This window comes from Citromicrobium bathyomarinum, from assembly GCF_021021475.1.
GTDB lineage: Bacteria > Pseudomonadota > Alphaproteobacteria > Sphingomonadales > Sphingomonadaceae > Alteriqipengyuania > Alteriqipengyuania bathyomarina.
On record NZ_JAINWL010000001.1, the window covers coordinates 1,134,060 to 1,150,482 of the forward strand.

The following is a 16,423-nucleotide window of genomic DNA, read 5'->3' on the forward strand; positions in this document are numbered from 1 at the left end:
GCGCGCGCCTGTGCGGCATGCGCATGGCGAGGGCAAGGCCTCGGCAATGGTGCGGGTGGTGGGACTCGAACCCACACGTCCAGAGGACAGGGGATTTTAAGTCCCCGGCGTCTACCATTCCGCCACACCCGCGCAGCCGGAGCGGGCGCGAATAGCCGTGTTTTGCTGTTATGGCGAGCGCCCGATGCGTCTCGGGCGAGGTCCGGGCGATCAGTCCGGATTGAGCGCGTTGCGCATTTCCTTGCCGGGCTTGAAATAGGGCACGCGCTTGGCCGGCACGTCGACCGCTTCGCCGGTGCGCGGGTTGCGCCCGGTGCGCGCTTCGCGTTCACGGGTGGAGAAGGCGCCGAAACCGCGCAGTTCGATCCGTCCGCCCTCGGCCAGACGCTGGGCGATCTCCTCGAAGAAGATGTCGACGACCTGCTCGACTTCCTGAGCGCGCAATTCGGGGTTGTCCTGCGCAAGCTTCTGCAAAAGCTCGGATCTGATCATGCCTCGCGCCTCCCGTCTAAAGCGTGCCCGGCCGGTTCACCCGCGAATGCGTCCCGGCTCTTCAATACGATGACCCTAATGTCGGGCCTTCGTGGCAAAACCGGTCCGATTTTGCAATGCACCAACATGATAAATGTGAATTTTAGTCCGACGAAGGGCACGTCGGGCCCATGGCCGGTCAGGCGTCGGCAGAGTCCAGCAGTTCGCGCGCGGACAGGCCCAGCCGGTCGAGCCGCTCGCGGATCGCGGGCCATTCGTCCTGCAGGAAGCCCTTGCGCTCCGCCGCGCGCAGTTTCGCCGCCGCGCCCTCGCGCACATACATGCCGACCCCGCGGCGCACCGCGATCAGGCCATCGGTCTGGAATTGCTGGAAGGCCTTGGCCACGGTCAGCGGGTTGGCACCATGCTCCGCCGCAAAGGCGCGGACCGAGGGAAGCATCTCCCCTTCCGCGAACACCCCGTCCAGGATGTTTGCCGCGATCAGATCGCGCAAACGCAGATAGACGGGTCGCTGGGAGGTGGGGCCGGTGTTCGCCATGGTGGTTCAGTGACATAACACAGCGGGTCGGGTCAAGGTTCCTGCGCGCCGCGCGCCGCGCGCTTGTTCAGCGCAGAATCAGACATGCAGGCGTCACTTGGGCTTCACACGGCGGTTTTGCACGCTAGGGTGCGCGCCATAATGGGCCGGAGAAGAGGCGGCCCGACAGATTCTTCGGGGAAGCAACTACATGAAAGACATGGCTTTGTGGAACGAGGGCGACTGGATCGCCGCGATCGCTGCCGTAATCCTGACAGCGTTTCTGGTGGTGGGCGCGCTTGCCATCACCAGGCCCAAAGAAGAGGTCCTCGGACATCCCAAGGGCCTCTACGTTCTGTTCTTCGCCGAGATGTGGGAGCGTTTCTCCTATTACGGCATGCGCGCCCTGCTGGTGCTCTATCTCGTCAAGCACTGGCTCTATTCCGATGGCGGAGCGAGCCTGATCTACGGGGCCTATACCAGCCTCGTCTACATCACCCCGGTGCTCGGCGGCTGGCTCGCCGACAAGTATCTCGGTCAGCGCAAGGCCGTGCTGTACGGCGCCGTCCTGCTGACGGCGGGGCACTTCTTCATGGCGTTCGAGGGCGATGGGTCGGGCTATGCCAACGATCCCGCGCTCAACATCTTCTGGCTGGCGCTGGCGCTGATCATTGTCGGATCGGGCTTCCTGAAGGCCAATATCTCGGTGATCGTCGGTCAGCTCTATCCGCGCACCGACGTGCGCCGCGACTCGGCCTACACGATCTTCTACATCGGGATTAACCTCGGCGCGGCCGCCGGTACGATTATCGCGGGTTACCTGGGTGAAACGATCGGCTGGGCCTACGGCTTCGGCGCGGCGGGTATCGGCATGCTGCTGGGCCTCGTCGTGTTCGTCCTCGGCAAGCCGCTGCTTCGCGGCCAGGGCGAACCTCCCTCGATCCAAAAGCTCGCGAGCAAGGTTGCTGGCATCAAGCTGGAATGGGTGCTGTACATTGTCGGCCTCGTTGGCGTGGCGATCATCTGGGCGCTCATCCAGTTCCAGGAAGCGGTCGGCTGGATCCTGCTGGCTTCGGGAATCTTGCTGCTCGGCTACGTGCTGCAGCAGGCACTCTACCGTCTCGAAGACAATACCGGTGGCATCAGCGCAGGATCGACCAAGCCGGTCTTCTTCGGCGGTGTGGTCGTCCTCCTCGTGACCGCGGCGGTCCTGTGGATCATGGGCGATGCTGGCTATGTCATCGGCGGTATCGGCGGCGCGATCGGCCTGCTGCTGGTCGTCGCGGCCTGCATCATGGAAGCGGGCAAATCGCGCAACGATGCGCGCGATCGCGTCTTCGCGATGATCTTCATCATCCTGCTGATGCCGTTGTTCTGGGGCCTGTTCGAGCAGGCAGGCGGTTCGGTGAACCTCTTCACCGATCGCTTCGTCGATCGCCAGGGCGTGCCGACCTCGCTGTTCCAGTCGATCAACCCGATCTACATCATCCTGCTCGGCCCGATTTTCGCGGCGCTGTGGCAGTTCCTCGGCAAGCGGGGCTGGGAACCCAACACCTACGCAAAAATGGGACTGGGCATCGTGCAGATGGGCCTCGCCTTCGTGGTGCTGGTCTGGGGTGCGAACGCCGCGGGTGCGGCGCTGGTGCCGGTGCTGTTCATCTTCCTGTTCTACCTGCTCTCGACCACGGGTGAGCTCTGCCTCAGCCCGGTCGGCCTGTCGGCGATCAACCGCCTTTCGGTGCGCCACATGGCCAGCCTGATGATGGCCGCGTTCTTCTTCGGCACCGCCGGGGGCAACTACGTGGCAGGCTTCATGGGTACGCTGATGGGCGAAGGCGGCGAAGGCGGCGAGATCACCCGTCAGGGCGCACTCGACGTGTACTGGAGCATGGGCCTGGTGGCAGCCGGCATCGGTGCCTTTGTCGTGTTGGTCAGCCCGCTGGTGAAGAAGCTGATGCATCTGGATACGCTGACCGACGACGACGTCGGCGACGATCTGGAAGGCCAGCGCGAAGGGCCGGGCGAGGCGCAGGGTGCGGGTATCCACCCGACCACGCGGCCTTCCCACTAAGTCGGCGCAGAGGGGGGAACGATGCGCACACGGACACTGATCGCAACCGCCTGCGCACTCGCGCTGGGGGCCTGTACGGGAATGGACGGCGGCACGGGGGGCGAGACGCGCAGCGCGTCCGCCGCCTCGCCGTCGGTCGGTGCGGACGGGGGCACTCCCTACGCCTCCACCTACCAGCGCTATCCGGGGCGGCCCACCGCGCTGGTCGGCGCGACCGTGTTCGACGGGGCGGGCAACCGGTTCGACAATGCGACCGTGCTGTTCCGCGATGGCGAAGTGGTTGAGGTGGGCACCGGGCTGCCGACCGACGGCTACGACGTGATCGACGGCACCGGCAAGTTCGTGACCCCCGGTGTGATCGACATCCACTCGCACCTCGGCGACTATCCCACGCCCTCCGTGCAGGCGCATAGCGACGGGAACGAGGCGACCAGCCCGACCACGCCCGAAGTCTGGGCCGAACATTCGGTCTGGCCGCAGGACCCGGGCTTCAGCCGCGCGCTCGCCAATGGCGGGGTCACCGCGCTGCAGATCCTGCCCGGCTCCGCCAACCTCACCGGCGGCCGCTCGGTCACGCTGAAGAACGTCGCCTCGCGCACCGTGCAGGGGATGAAGTTCCCCGGCGCGCCCTACGGCATGAAGATGGCCTGCGGGGAGAACCCCAAACGCGTCTATGGCAGCCGTGGACGGATGCCCTCCACCCGGATGGGCAACTTCGCGGTCAACCGGCAGATGTGGCTCGACGCGCGCGCCTATGCCGCGGGCGACCGCTCCAAGCGCGACCTCGCCAAGGAGACGCTGGCAGGCGTTCTCGACGGTGACATCCTGATCCACAACCACTGCTACCGCGCGGACGAGATGGCGCTGGTGATGGATATGGCCAAGGAGATGGGCTACAAGGTCACCGCCTTCCACCACGCGGTCGAAAGCTACAAGATCGCCGATCTGCTGCGCGAAAACGACGTGTGCAGCGCGATCTGGGCCGACTGGTACGGCTTCAAGATGGAAAGCTACGATGGCATCCGCGAGAACGCGGCGCTGCTGTGGAAGTCGGGTGCCTGCGTGGTGATCCACTCGGACGACGAGAACGGCATCCAGCGCCTGAACCAGGAAGCCGCCAAGGCGCAGGCCGCCGGGCGGCGCATGGGGCTCGACATTCCCGATGCCGACGTGGTCGGCTGGTTCACGCTCAACGCGGCCAAGGCGATGGGCATCGACAGAATGACCGGCAGCCTCGAACCCGGCAAAATGGCCGATGTGGTGCTGTGGAACGGCGACCCGCTGAGCGTCTATTCACGGCCAGAAAAGGTCTGGATCGATGGCGCGCTGCTCTATGATGCGCTCGATCGCAGCCGTCGCCCGGTGAGCGATTTCGAACTCGGCCAGCCCGGTGCGGGAGACGTCAAATGATCCGCCTCGCTCTGCTGGGCAGCGCCGCCGCGCTTGCTCTGGTTGCCCCTGCCACAGCGCAGGACTTCACCATCACCAACGCCACGGTCGCCACCGGCGACGGTTCCGAACCGGTCGAGAACGCCACCGTGGTGGTCCGCAACGGACGGATCGTCGCCGCGGGCGCGGGCGTCAGCGTGCCTGCGGGCGGAGAGGTGATCGACGGCACCGGCAAGTGGGTGACCCCGGGGATCTTCTCCGCAGTCACCGATCTCGGCCTGTCCGATGTCGACGGTGTGAGCGAGAGCAATGATACTGCGGCGGGCAATTCGCCCTTCAGCGCCGCGCTTGACGCGTCGACCGCGCTCAACCCCAATTCGCAGGACGTGATGGTCGCGCGGGCCGACGGGATCACCCGGGCGAGCGTTTCCACCCGCCCCTCCGCCTCGATCTTCGGTGGCCAGGGTGCGGTGATCGATCTGGGTGCCGATCCGGAGATGGTCACCCGTCCTCGTGCCTTCCAGCTGGTCGATCTGGGCGAAAACGGCGCACGCATTTCGGGCGGCAGCCGCACCAGCGCGCATGCGCTGCTGCGCAATGCCCTGCGCGAGGCGCAGTCCTACGGCGATCGCGCCGCCATCGGTGCCGCGACCGCGAGGCCTTCGGACACCAGCTTCGGTGACGACGTTCCGCTCGACCCGCGCCTCTCGGGCCGCGACAGCGAGCGGGCGGGCGACGTGCTGCTTACCCGCTTCGATGCGGCGGCACTGGTCCCGGTCGTCCGCGGCGAGCAGCCGCTCTACGTGGTGGCAGAGCGCGCTTCGGACATTCGCGAGGCGATCAGGCTGAAGCGGGCCTTCCCCCGGCTCGACCTCGTCATCCTCGGCGCGAGCGAGGGCTGGCTGGTCGCGAACGAGATCGCCGCCGCCAATGTGCCGGTGATCGCCGACCCGCTCGACGATCTGCCGACCGGGTTCGACCAGCTCGCCGCGACGCAGAGCAATATCGGGCGGATGCGCGATGCAGGCGTCACCGTCGCGATCGGGCGGATGAGCGGCGGGACCGGCGAACAGCCGCGCAACGCGCGCCAGTATGCGGGCAACCTCGTCGCGCTGTCGCGGGTGCCCGGAGCAACAGGCCTGACCTGGGGCGAGGCGCTGGCGACGATCACCTCGATCCCGGCGCGCATTTCCGGCTTCGGCGGGCGTCTGGGCACGCTCACCAGCAATGCCGCCGCCGATGTGGTGATCTGGGATGGCGACCCGCTGGAGGTGGGCACGGTGCCCGAAGCGGTGTTCATCGACGGCGTGCGCCAGCCGACCGACACCCACCAGTCGGGCCTGCGCGAACGCTATCGCGACCTGAACGAGGCTGATCTGCCGCAGGCTTACGACTGGTGAGGTTCGCGCTCGCCCTTGCGGCGCTGGCGCTTCCCTGCGCGGCTATTGCGCAGGATGACGCTACGACCGACCAGCCCGCGCACGACCTCGCTTGGCACAACCGTCAGCAGGCGGCGATTGCCGAGCTGAAGGCGGAGGATGGCTGGCAGGTGTTGCCCGGCGGGCTCAAGTGGCGTCGCCTCGCCGGGGACGGCAGCGGGCCGAAGCCGACGGTCGAGGATACGGTCACCGTGCACTATGCCGGGCGTCTCCTCGACGGGACGCAGTTCGACAGTTCCTACGACCGGGGCGAACCCGCGACCTTCCCGCTCGGCCGGCTGGTGAAGGCGTGGCAGCTCGCGATTCCGCAGATGGGCGTGGGCGATACGATCGAACTCTACACCCCGGCGGATCTGGCCTATGGCCCGATCGGCAAGGGCCCGATCCCGGGCAACGCGACGCTGGTCTTCAAGGTGGAATTGCTCGGTATCGAATAGCCGCATTGGCGCGAGGGAGGGATTGTGATGGTCGACCCGCTGATTTCGCTGATAGCCGCAAGCATCGCCTTCGTCGGCACGCATTTCGCGATGTCGCACCCGCTTCGCGCATCGATGGTCCGGCTGCTGGGCGATGGCGGCTTCATGATCGCCTATTCGCTGGTCAGCGCGGCTACGATGGCGTGGATGTATTTCGCCTTCGTCGCCACGCCTGCGGGCGCGCCGCTATGGGGCGGGTATGGCGACGGCGTGTGGATCGCGGCGAGCATCGTCACGCTGCTGGCGCTGGTGCTGTTCGCGGGTTCGCTGATCGGCAACCCGGCCCTGCCCGCTCCGGGCGCGGAGAAAGCCGCGCTGCAGGCGCCGTCGGGCGTCTTCAAGGTCACCCGCCACCCGATGATGTGGGGCTTCGGCCTGTGGGCGTTCGCGCACCTGATCGCCGCACCGACATCGCGCACCGTGGTGGTCGCCCTCGCCATCGGTGTGCTCGCGCTGGTCGGCGCACGCCTGCAGGACCGCAAGAAAGAGCTTCTGATGGGCGATGCGTGGCGGCAGTGGGAGGCAAAGACCAGCTACTGGCCCCGCCTAGGCCGCATCTTCTCTGTCGGGATCGTGCCGTGGATCGGCGGTATCGCAATCTGGCTGGGCGCGACCTGGTGGCACACGATGGATGCAGGCGTGTGGCGCTGGGTCTGAGCGCCCCGCGAGCAAGAACTACTCGCCCCTGAAATCGGCCCCGCGCTTTTCCAGCAGCGCGGCGACGCCTTCCGCGTGATCCGCGGTGTGGTGCATCAGCCCCTGCGTATTGGCCGCGAGTTCGAGCGCGCCGTCGTAGCTCAATCCGCGCGACTGGCGCAGCAGCATCTTGGTCTGGCGCAGCGCGGCAGGCGGCATGGCGGCGACCTTGGCGGCGAGCGTCTGCGCATCGTCCATCAGCGCGTCGGGTTCGACCACCCGGCTGACCAGACCCCATTCCTGCGCGGTGGCCGCGTCGATCACATCCCCGGTGAAGAACAGCTCCGCCGCGCGCGCATCGCCGATCACGCGCGGGAGCAGCCAGGTTCCGCCGTCGCCGGGCACCAGGCCTAGCTTGAGGAAGGTCACGCCGAACTTCGCGCTGCTGCTCGCGATGCGCATGTCGGCGAGGCAGGCGAGATCGCAGCCGAGGCCGATAGCCGGGCCGTTAATCGCCGCGATCAGCGGAACGCGCAGGCCGTGCAGCGCGCGCAGGATGCGGTGGATATTGTCGCGATAGCCGTCGGCGATGGTCACCGGCGATCCGGCGAAATTGCCGGTGCGGTTCTGCATCGCCTTCACATCGCCGCCCGCGCTGAACGCGCGCCCCGCGCCGGTCAGGATCGCGCAGCGGATGGTGCTGTCGGCATTGATCGCGTCGCAGGCGGCCGCAAAGGCCTCGCCGTCCCCCGCCTGGCCGAGAGCATTCATGCTCTCCGGCCGGGTGAGGGTCAGTGTGGCGATTGCGCCGGTGGCGCTATGGTCGAGAACGGACATGCGCCTGCCTAGCGTGCCGTCCGCCGGTTCGTAAACCGCTACGCCGAAGCGCGCTCGCGTCCGCTAGAACACCCCGATGTCGTTGCTCAGCGATACGAAGGTGCCGTCGGCGCCGAACCCGATCAGGTCTGCGTGGCCATCGCCGTCGACATCGGCGACGATGCGCGGGAAGCGATCATTGCTGCTCCACCCGCCCGCACTATCGCTCGAACCGAATGCTTCGAGCGCCTGCTCCCACGCGCCGAAGGTGCCATCGCTCTGGCCATAGGCAACGTAGACGCCATCACGGCCGAACCCGACGATGTCCGCCCGTCCGTCGCCGTTCACATCGGCGACCTCGCGCGGCAAGAGGTCGTCGCTGGACCACCCCCCCGCGCTCGCGGCGGTGCCGAATGCATTGGTCGCGAGGAAGTAGTCGCCGAAGGTGCCGTCCGTCTCGCCCAGCGCGACGAAGGCACCCGCCGACCCGAAGCCGACGAGATCGGCACGACCATCGCCGTTCACGTCCGCCACGGTGCGCGGATAGCGATCATTGCTGGTGAAGCCGCCTGCGCTGGGCGATTCGCCGAAGGCGTCGATGCCGAGGAAGTATTCGCCGAAGGTTCCGTTCGCCTGACCGAGCGCGACGTAGGTGCCATTGGCAGCAAAGCCGACGATATCGGCCCGGCCATCGCCATTCACATCGCCCATGACGCGCGGATAACGATCCGCGTTGACCCAGCCGCCGGCTTCGCTGTTGGTCCCGAAATTGGCCGTTGCGAGCAGCGTAGCACCGAAGCCGCCATTGCCATCGGCCAGCGCGACATAGGTGCCGGCTGCCCCGAAACCGACGATGTCGGCATTCCCGTCGCCGTTCACGTCGGCAAGCATGCGCGGATAGCGATTGGCGTCCGTCCAGCCACCGGCTTCATCGGCCGCGCCGAAGCCCTGATAGGCCAGAGTGGGCGCAGCGAAATTGCCATTGCCAGTGGCCAGCGCGACGTACACGCCTGCCGATCCGAAGCCGATCAGATCGGCGCGCCCGTCTCCGTTCACGTCCGCTGCGGTGCGCGGATAGATGGTGTTGTTGACCCAGCCGCCGCCGGCGTCCGAATAGCCGAAGCTGGCGATCGCCAGCGTCGGATCGCCGAACAGGCCGATATTGATCGTGCCGTCGTCGAACTGCGCACGCTCCACATCGGACAGCGTATCGACGCCATCCGCGCCGGTGATCCGGACCCGCCCGTCACTCAGACGCTCGATCGAGTACTCGCCGCGGTTGCCGCTGAAGCGGGCCACATCGGTGCCGGTGCCGCCGAAGATCTCGTCATCGCCCAGACCGCCAACGAGCAGGTCGTTGCCCGCTTCGCCCCAAAGCCGATCGTTGCCGCCACCGCCGAAGATCTGGTCGTTCCCCGCGCCGCCGTCGATCTGATCAGCGCCGAGCAGGCCGGAGAGGATATCGTCGCCCTCATAGCCGAGCAGGATGTCGCGCCCGTCACCGCCGGTCAGCGTGTCCGGGTTGGCGGTACCGAAGAAGCGGTCGGGAAGGTCGTAGACATATTGCGTATTCACCGCCGGGAAGCCGCTGTTGATGAACAGCTGACCGGTCTCAGCATTATACTGCAGAAGCTGCCCTTCGGTCTGCTCGGCGGCATAGAACGGGTCGCCCAGGGCATTGCCGGAGGGATCGAAGAGCTGGATGATCGCGCGGTCGGTCTCCGCATCCTCCGGGCGGGACCAGACGATCGTTCCGTCGGGCAGCACCGTCACGCTTCCGCCCGACACGTCGGGAACAACGACCTCGGTTCCGACCGGCTGTCCATCGGTTCCGTAGTGGCGGACATGCAGATCCCCGCCATCACCCCAGACGACTGCCGCGTTGCCATCGGCCAGGGCGAAGACGTCGCTCTGAAAACCGCTGGTCGAGGTTGCGATCGTAAAGCTGGTGCCGATCCGCTGGCCCAAGGCATCGACGCGCTCACCGACCAGATTGAAGGTGCCGTTGCCGCCTTCGGGACCGGCATCTTGCCAGATCACAAGGCTGCCGCTGCCCAGTTCCGCCGCCCGCACCGAACGCTGATCGCCCGCAGGATCGGCAACAAGGTTGAGGGTGGTGGTGGTTCCATCATCGAGAATCGCGACCCGTACGTCGCGCGTTTCCACGCCCTGCTCGGTCCGCTGGAGATAGTCGTAATAGACCTGCAGCGAGCCATCAGGGAGCCGGATCATGTCCGTGATATCGGAGGCGAACTCCGGCCACGGATACTGGTTCAGGAACGTGCCATCGGGCGCGAAGTCGAAGATGTAGCGCGGATAGCCGCTCAGTTGCGACGTCTGGAACGCGAAGCTGCCATCCTCGAACGCGACACCGGTAAGCCCGTAGAATCCGGTGAACGTCGGTGACGCTGCGTTGCCAGCCTGCACAGGAGAGCCGACCGCATTCCCCGCGGCATCGAAGCGCTGCACATAGAGCGTGTGAAGGACGTCGGACGATTCGTTGCGCGAGCGGGTGAGCTCATAGAAGACGACCGTTCCGCCGTCCGGCATGGCCAGCTGGAAGCGATCTCCGATGTCGTAGGTATAATTGGCATCGGGCGGCGGCGGCGTGGGCACCAGAGTCCGCGAACCATCCTCGATAATATACTGGATATCACTCATCAAACCATCTCCCCGGAGGCGCCTGGCAGCGCAAGGCTGCCCGCCTTCTACAGCAAAGTTCGGTCAGATATAAGTCGCTAGCCCGCCTCGTCTTTTCGGCAGGGACGCAAGGCCGGCCTGCGCCCTCGCCCGTTCGCCTCCCCGCCGGGTGATGGCCCCGACAGCGTCGTGGGCAAGCTCAGCGCGTGGACGAAAATGCGATCCGGTACGGCATGGCCGGCATGCCCGTTTCGGCAGAGCGGAAATTCATGAAGCTGCCGTGATTGGCCCAGATCACATATCGCTGTCCGGGTGCGGCGACACACTCCATCGAGAAGGTCCGCCCGTCGTCGGACGCCCGAACCTTGCCATCGCACTGCGGCGGCGCGTTCTCCGGGCCGCTCGCGAAGCTGAAGCTGTCGCGCTGCATTTCGCGATCGAACGTGACCGACAGCGTGAAAGGTCCGGGTTCGACGACCCCGCCGTCGGCCGGGCTGCTCGATACGACTTGCGGCGCGGTCGAGCCAGAAGCCGCAGGCTTGCCACCCGTCGACAGGGCGCCGGACGCCATGAGTATGATGAGTACGGTCAGTGCCACGATGATGCCTCCTGTGATGAACGGCCATGGTCCTGACCGCCGCGGGGCGGCCCCGTCGATCACGGAAATCTCGTCACGATTTTTCTGGGCGGCATAGATCCGCGCGGCCTCGCGGCTGCTGCCCACGCCCAGCTTGCGCCGGGCGCTGCGCAGCAGCTCGTTGGCCGCCGCTTCGCTATCGCCGGTATGCGCGATCGCGCTTTTGACGGTGTGCCCTTCGGCCAGCAGGCCGAGGATGGCGCGCTCCCGGTCGGTCAGTTCGCCGGGTGCCGCCACCATTCGCGCTCTAGGCCCTCGCCTCTTCGACCCCTGCCGAATTGTGGCGCAGCGCAGCCAGCACGGTATCGAGGATGTTCGCGGCATTGAGCCCGGCCTCGTCGTACTGCTTCTTGGGATCGTCCTGATCCTGGAAGATATCGGGCAGGCGCATGGTGCGCACTTTCAGCCCTTCGTCGAGCAGGCCGGAATCGCTGGCGAAGGTCAGCACATGCGCGCCGAGCCCGCCGATCGCGGCCTCCTCGATCGTCACCACGACATCGTGATCGCGCATCGCCTTCTCGATCAGCGCGGTGTCGAGCGGCTTGGCGAAGCGCATGTCCGCTACCGTGGTCGACAGGCCGCGTGCCTCCAGCTGCTCCGCCGCGTCGAGCGCTTCGCCCAGACGCGTGCCGAGCGAAAGGATCGCGACCTTGCTGCCTTCCTTGACGATGCGGCCCTTGCCGATCTCCAGCTTTTCCAGCTTCTCGGGAATCTCGACGCCCGTGCCCGCGCCGCGCGGGTAGCGGAAGGCGATGGGGCCGTCGTCGTATTCGGCGGCGGTGTAGGTCATGTGCGCCAGCTCCGCCTCGTCGGCGGCGGCCATCACCACCATGTTGGGCAGCGTGGCGAGATAGGTGACGTCGAAGCTGCCCGCATGGGTCGCACCATCCGCGCCGACCAGCCCCGCGCGGTCGATCGCGAAGCGCACCGGCAGGTTCTGGATCGCCACGTCGTGGACCACCTGGTCGTAGGCGCGCTGGAGGAAGGTCGAATAGATCGCCGCGAACGGCCGCATGCCCTGCGCGGCGAGGCCGGCGGCAAAGGTCACCCCGTGCTGTTCGGCAATGCCGACGTCAAAGGTGCGCTCCGGGTGCGCCTTGGCGAATTTGTCGACGCCCGTTCCGCTCGGCATGGCGGCGGTGATCGCGACGATCCGCTTGTCGGTCTCGGCCAGCTTGGCGAGCGTTTCGCCGAACACGTTCTGGTAGTTGGGCGGCCCGCCCGACGATTTCTTCTGTTCGCCGGTGATGACGTCGAACTTGGAGACGCCGTGATACTTGTCGGACGCCTGTTCGGCGAACTTGTAGCCCTTGCCCTTCTCGGTCACGACGTGGATCAGCACCGGGCCCTGATCGCTGTCGCGCACGTTCTCCAGCACCGGGATCAGGTGGTCGAGATTGTGCCCGTCGATCGGCCCGACGTAGTAGAAGCCCAGTTCCTCGAACAGGGTCCCGCCGGTCACCATGCCGCGGGTGAACTCCTCCGCCTTGCCGAGCGAGGAGTGAATCCGGCGGTGCATCTTCTTGGCGACCTTGGAGGCAAGGCTGCGCAGGCCGAGATATTCGCCGCTCGATACGACGCGCGCCAGATAGGCGGACAGGCCGCCCACAGGCGGGGCGATCGACATGTCGTTATCGTTGAGGATCACCACGAGGCGATTGCCCGCCTGTTCGGCATTGTTCATCGCCTCGTAGGCCATGCCGGCGCTCATCGCGCCATCGCCGATCACCGCGATCGCGCGGCCCGGCTTGTCCTGCAGCTTGTTGGCCATGGCAAAGCCGATGCCCGCGCTGATCGAAGTAGAGCTGTGCGCCGCGCCGAACGGGTCGTATTCGCTCTCGGAGCGCTTGGTGAAGCCCGACAGGCCGCCGCCCTGACGCAGCGTGCGGATGCGATCGCGCCGCCCGGTCAGGATCTTGTGCGGGTAGCACTGGTGGCCCACGTCCCAGATCAGACGGTCTTCGGGCGTGTTGAAGATGTAATGGATCGCCACGGTCAGCTCGACCACGCCGAGGCCGGAGCCCAAGTGCCCGCCGGTGGTACCGACCGCATCGATCATTTCGGTGCGCAATTCGTCGGCCAGCTGGCGCAGCTTGCCACGCTCAAGTTTCCGGAGGTCGGCGGGAAGATTGACCTGGTCGAGCAGGGGCGTTTCGGGACGTTCAGACATGACGTCCATGTCTAGACTCCCTCTTTCGGCTTGTCGATTCAAAGCGCTTCGTGTCCGGATCGACGTTTCAGCGGCTGCATTCGGCGCACAGGCCGCGCAGCTCGATCACCGGGCGCACGTCGGAATAGCCCGCATCGCGGCCCGCTTCGCGCAAGGCGCCGGTGACCCGGTCATCGTCGATATGATCCGCCGCGCCGCAATCGTCGCAGATCAGGAAGATGCAGTCGTGCCGGCACCCGGGGTGCGAGTTGACGAGGAAGGCGTTTGCGCTCTCGATCCGGTTGGCGAGGTTGCCGCGCACGAAGATGTCGAGAATGCGATAGACGCTGTTGGGCGCGACCCGGCTGCCGCGCTGATTGCTGAGGTTTTCGGCGATGTCGTAGGCCGAGACGGGCCGGGTATGCTTGGCCAGTTCCTCGAACACTTCGGCGCGCATACCCGTCCAGCGTTCGCCCTGTTCTTCGAGCGAGCGTTTCGCGGCCTCGGCAAGGGCCTCGCCCTCGTGTTCCTTGTGCGTGTGTCGGTGTGCAGTAGCCATGGCTGACTAGATAGCGTGCCCCGGAGCGCCTTTCCAGTTCGCGCGTGCGGGGCCGCTTCAATCCTTCAGGAAGCTGGCGCGGTAGACCGCCGGATAGAATTCCTTGAGCGCGGCGACCTTGGGCGCATCCCAGCGAACGATATAGCCGTGGCGCGGGTTCTTGAGCGCGAAGTTCTGGTGATAGTCCTCCGCCGGATAGAACGCCTGCGCGCGCACGATATCGGTCACGATCGGCTTGTCCCACACGCCGGAGCGTTTCATTTGTGCAAGATAGGCCTTGGCCACGCGCAACTGTTCGGCCGAGGTCGGTATTACCTCTGCATTGTACTGCGATCCGCGATCCGGCCCCTGCCGGTTGCGCAGAGTCGGGTCCGCGACCACCGAGAAGAAGATCCGCAGCAGCTGGTCGTAACGGATCTGCGAGGGATCATAGGTGATCTTCACCGCCTCGACATGGTCGGTCACCCCACTGGAGACGAGCTTGTAACTCGCCTGCCGCTCGGTCCCGCCGTGATAGCCGGCAACCGCGCTCTTCACGCCTTTGACGTGGCTGAACACCGCCTCGACACCCCAGAAGCATCCGCCTGCGAAGATCGCGGTCTTGAGCCCGCTTTCCTTCGCCTTGGTCTGGGCTATCGGCGCGCGGACGTGGTTTTCCGCCGCCATCGCCTGCCCGCACCCGGCCAGCGCGAGCGATCCTGCAAGCAGCAGGCCGAGCATGCCGGAGGCAAGGCCGGGGCGGCGCGCGGCCATCAGAAGAGCCCCAGCGCGAGGCCTTCTACCCCGCCGAAGCGGGTTGCCAGCAATGCGACGGCACCAAGGCCAAAGCCGATGCCGAAATTGCGGAAAAGGTCGGAACTGAAGAACTTCATGGGACTGCTCGTTCGTGTGTCTCAATAGCTACGTGAGCAATGGATGTAGGGATGCATCCCTGTCGTCGCGGTGAATTCGACGAACAGCTACGGCTAACCGTGCAAGACCTAGGACGAGGCATGCCCGCCGCTGCCATATCAGTGGCGGAAGTGGCGCATTCCGGTGAAAACCATCGCCAAGCCGGCCTCGTTCGCGGCGTCGATCACTTCCTGGTCGCGCATCGAACCACCCGGCTGGATGATCGCGGTCGCGCCTGCCTCGGCTGCGGCCAGCAGGCCGTCGGCGAAGGGGAAGAACGCATCGGAGGCGACTGCACTGCCGACCGTGCGCGGCTCTGCCCAGCCGTATTTCTCGGCGGCCTCGGCGGCCTTGATCGCGGCGATGCGGCTCGAATCGCGGCGGTTCATCTGGCCCGCGCCGATCCCGGCGGTCGCGCCGTCCTTGGCATAGACGATCGCGTTGGACTTGACGTGGCGCGCGACGGTCCATGCGAACAGGCAGTCCTTCAGCTCCTGCTGCGTCGGTTCGCGCCTCGTCACGAGTTTCAGATCATCGGTCGAAATGGTCGCGTTGTCGCGGCTCTGCACCAGCAGCCCGCCGGTGATCGGCTTGACGCTGAGCCCCTCGCGCCGCGGATCGGGCAGGTCGCCGACGGTCAGCAGGCGCAGGTTCTTCTTCTTGGCAAAGGCCTCCCGCGCCTCGTCGCTCACGCTCGGCGCGATGACGACTTCGGTGAAGATCTCGCAGATCGCGCGCGCGGTCTCGCCGTCGAGCTCGCGATTGACTGCGACGATCCCGCCGAAGGCCGAGACGCTGTCGCATGCGAGCGCTTCGTTCCACGCATCGATCAGCGTGCCACGCTGGGCCACGCCGCACGGGTTGGCGTGCTTGACGATCACCACCGCGGGCTCCTGCCCGGCGAATTCCGCGCACAGTTCCAGCGCGGCGTCGGCGTCGTTGTAATTGTTGTAGCTCAGCTCCTTGCCCTGCAGCTGCTCGGCCTGCGCAATGCCCTGCGCGTGCGGCCCGGTCGGCGTATAGAGCGCGGCCTGCTGGTGCGGGTTCTCGCCATAGCGCAGCACGGTGGGCGCCTTGCCACCGACCGAGAGGTAGTCGGGAAATTGCTGCTGCTGGTCGGCAAAGGCGAACCACTGGCTGATCATCGCATCATAGGCGGCGGTTGCGGCGAAGGCCTTGGCCGCCATCTTGCGCCGGAAATCGAGGCTGGTGCCGCCCTTGCCGCTTTCCAGTTCCGCGATCAGCGTGGGATAATCCGCCGGATCGGTGAGGATGGTCACGAACTGGTGGTTCTTCGCTGCCGAGCGGACCATCGAAGGACCGCCGATATCGATATTCTCGATGACCTCGGGCCGGTCCGCGCCCTTCGCGACGGTCGCCTCGAACGGGTAGAGATTGACCACCACCAGATCGATCGCGCCGATCTCGTGCTCTTCCATCGAGGCGACGTGATCCTCGTTGTCGCGCAGCGCCAGCAGCCCGCCGTGGACCTTGGGGTGGAGCGTCTTTACCCGCCCGTCCATCATCTCGGGGAAGCCCGTCAGGTCGGAGACATCGCGCACCTCCAGCCCCGCTTCGCGCAGCGCCCTGGCGGTGCCGCCGGTCGATACGAGCTCCACGCCCCGGTCGGCGAGGGCGCGGCCAAGCTGGGGCAATCCCTCCTTGTCGGAAACCGAAAGGAGAGCCCTGCGGATAGCGATGTCAGTCACGT

General features: G+C 66.3%; 14 protein-coding genes and 1 tRNA gene. 5 read left to right on the plus strand and 10 right to left on the minus strand.

What is annotated here, in order from left to right; all coding sequences use genetic code 11:
* Positions 1-47: 47 nt before the first annotated feature.
* The 3 genes from K7H93_RS05730 to K7H93_RS05740 form a co-directional block, all read right to left on the minus strand.
* Positions 48-132 (minus strand) — tRNA-Leu (locus K7H93_RS05730).
* Positions 133-210: 78 nt separating this feature from the next.
* Positions 211-492, minus strand: coding sequence for an integration host factor subunit beta (locus tag K7H93_RS05735; protein WP_010233238.1), 282 nt, complete (start codon positions 490-492; stop codon positions 211-213).
* 178 nt (positions 493-670) lie between these two features.
* Positions 671-1,030: a GntR family transcriptional regulator gene (locus K7H93_RS05740; RefSeq protein ID WP_230782856.1), complete on the minus strand. Its 360-nt coding sequence runs from the start codon at positions 1,028-1,030 to the stop codon at positions 671-673.
* Positions 1,031-1,220: 190 nt separating this feature from the next.
* On the opposite strand from K7H93_RS05740, the gene K7H93_RS05745 reads away from it, so the two are divergent.
* From K7H93_RS05745 to K7H93_RS05765, 5 genes are read left to right on the plus strand one after another with little or no spacing between them, the layout of a single operon-like run.
* Positions 1,221-3,080: a peptide MFS transporter gene (locus K7H93_RS05745; protein ID WP_054523409.1), complete on the plus strand. Its 1,860-nt coding sequence runs from the start codon at positions 1,221-1,223 to the stop codon at positions 3,078-3,080.
* Between the two features lie 21 nt (positions 3,081-3,101).
* A complete protein-coding gene (locus K7H93_RS05750) occupies positions 3,102-4,490 on the plus strand; it encodes an amidohydrolase (protein WP_230782857.1) in 1,389 nt (462 codons plus the stop codon).
* Positions 4,487-5,869, plus strand: a complete 1,383-nt coding sequence (locus K7H93_RS05755; RefSeq protein WP_230782858.1) for an amidohydrolase family protein — start codon at positions 4,487-4,489, stop codon at positions 5,867-5,869. The genes K7H93_RS05750 and K7H93_RS05755 overlap by 4 nt, the downstream gene beginning before the upstream one ends.
* Entirely contained in the window at positions 5,866-6,345 is a 480-nt protein-coding gene (locus tag K7H93_RS05760; protein ID WP_230782859.1) for an FKBP-type peptidyl-prolyl cis-trans isomerase, read from the plus strand. Before K7H93_RS05755 ends, K7H93_RS05760 begins: the two co-directional genes overlap by 4 nt.
* Positions 6,346-6,372: 27 nt before the next feature.
* Entirely contained in the window at positions 6,373-7,041 is a 669-nt protein-coding gene (locus K7H93_RS05765) for an NnrU family protein (protein ID WP_230782860.1), read from the plus strand.
* A gap of 18 nt (positions 7,042-7,059) precedes the next feature.
* Here the strand turns inward: K7H93_RS05765 and K7H93_RS05770 are convergent, their stop codons facing one another.
* From K7H93_RS05770 to purH, 7 genes are all read right to left on the minus strand, one after another.
* Entirely contained in the window at positions 7,060-7,857 is a 798-nt protein-coding gene (locus K7H93_RS05770) for a crotonase/enoyl-CoA hydratase family protein (RefSeq protein WP_230782861.1), read from the minus strand.
* A 63-nt stretch (positions 7,858-7,920) separates the two neighbouring features.
* Positions 7,921-10,497, minus strand: coding sequence for an FG-GAP-like repeat-containing protein (locus K7H93_RS05775; protein WP_230782862.1), 2,577 nt, complete (start codon positions 10,495-10,497; stop codon positions 7,921-7,923).
* A 178-nt stretch (positions 10,498-10,675) separates the two neighbouring features.
* Positions 10,676-11,353: a hypothetical protein gene (locus K7H93_RS05780; protein ID WP_230782863.1), complete on the minus strand. Its 678-nt coding sequence runs from the start codon at positions 11,351-11,353 to the stop codon at positions 10,676-10,678.
* A gap of 7 nt (positions 11,354-11,360) precedes the next feature.
* On the minus strand, positions 11,361-13,283 hold the full coding sequence (gene dxs, locus K7H93_RS05785; protein WP_230782864.1) for a 1-deoxy-D-xylulose-5-phosphate synthase: 1,923 nt from the start codon (positions 13,281-13,283) through the stop codon (positions 11,361-11,363).
* Positions 13,284-13,350: 67 nt separating this feature from the next.
* On the minus strand, positions 13,351-13,821 hold the full coding sequence (locus tag K7H93_RS05790) for a Fur family transcriptional regulator (protein WP_230782865.1): 471 nt from the start codon (positions 13,819-13,821) through the stop codon (positions 13,351-13,353).
* A gap of 57 nt (positions 13,822-13,878) precedes the next feature.
* Positions 13,879-14,574 carry a peptide-methionine (S)-S-oxide reductase MsrA gene (msrA, locus tag K7H93_RS05795; protein ID WP_230782866.1) on the minus strand — a complete coding sequence of 232 codons (696 nt, stop codon included), beginning with the start codon at positions 14,572-14,574 and terminating at the stop codon, positions 13,879-13,881.
* A 257-nt stretch (positions 14,575-14,831) separates the two neighbouring features.
* A complete protein-coding gene (gene purH / locus K7H93_RS05800) occupies positions 14,832-16,421 on the minus strand; it encodes a bifunctional phosphoribosylaminoimidazolecarboxamide formyltransferase/IMP cyclohydrolase (RefSeq protein WP_230782867.1) in 1,590 nt (529 codons plus the stop codon).
* Positions 16,422-16,423 lie beyond the last annotated feature (2 nt).

Bases quoted from the DNA above. Each gene is read 5' to 3' on its own strand.
- K7H93_RS05745 (WP_054523409.1), top strand. From the start codon at position 1,221: ATGAAAGACATGGCTTTGTGGAACGAGGGCGACTGGATCGCCGCGATC.
- K7H93_RS05770 (WP_230782861.1), bottom strand. From the start codon at position 7,857: ATGTCCGTTCTCGACCATAGCGCCACCGGCGCAATCGCCACACTGACC.
- dxs (WP_230782864.1), bottom strand. From the start codon at position 13,283: ATGTCTGAACGTCCCGAAACGCCCCTGCTCGACCAGGTCAATCTTCCC.
- K7H93_RS05780 (WP_230782863.1), bottom strand. From the start codon at position 11,353: ATGGTGGCGGCACCCGGCGAACTGACCGACCGGGAGCGCGCCATCCTC.
- K7H93_RS05740 (WP_230782856.1), bottom strand. From the start codon at position 1,030: ATGGCGAACACCGGCCCCACCTCCCAGCGACCCGTCTATCTGCGTTTG.
- K7H93_RS05750 (WP_230782857.1), top strand. From the start codon at position 3,102: ATGCGCACACGGACACTGATCGCAACCGCCTGCGCACTCGCGCTGGGG.
- K7H93_RS05755 (WP_230782858.1), top strand. From the start codon at position 4,487: ATGATCCGCCTCGCTCTGCTGGGCAGCGCCGCCGCGCTTGCTCTGGTT.
- msrA (WP_230782866.1), bottom strand. From the start codon at position 14,574: ATGGCCGCGCGCCGCCCCGGCCTTGCCTCCGGCATGCTCGGCCTGCTG.
- K7H93_RS05775 (WP_230782862.1), bottom strand. From the start codon at position 10,497: ATGAGTGATATCCAGTATATTATCGAGGATGGTTCGCGGACTCTGGTG.
- K7H93_RS05765 (WP_230782860.1), top strand. From the start codon at position 6,373: ATGGTCGACCCGCTGATTTCGCTGATAGCCGCAAGCATCGCCTTCGTC.
- K7H93_RS05790 (WP_230782865.1), bottom strand. From the start codon at position 13,821: ATGGCTACTGCACACCGACACACGCACAAGGAACACGAGGGCGAGGCC.
- K7H93_RS05735 (WP_010233238.1), bottom strand. From the start codon at position 492: ATGATCAGATCCGAGCTTTTGCAGAAGCTTGCGCAGGACAACCCCGAA.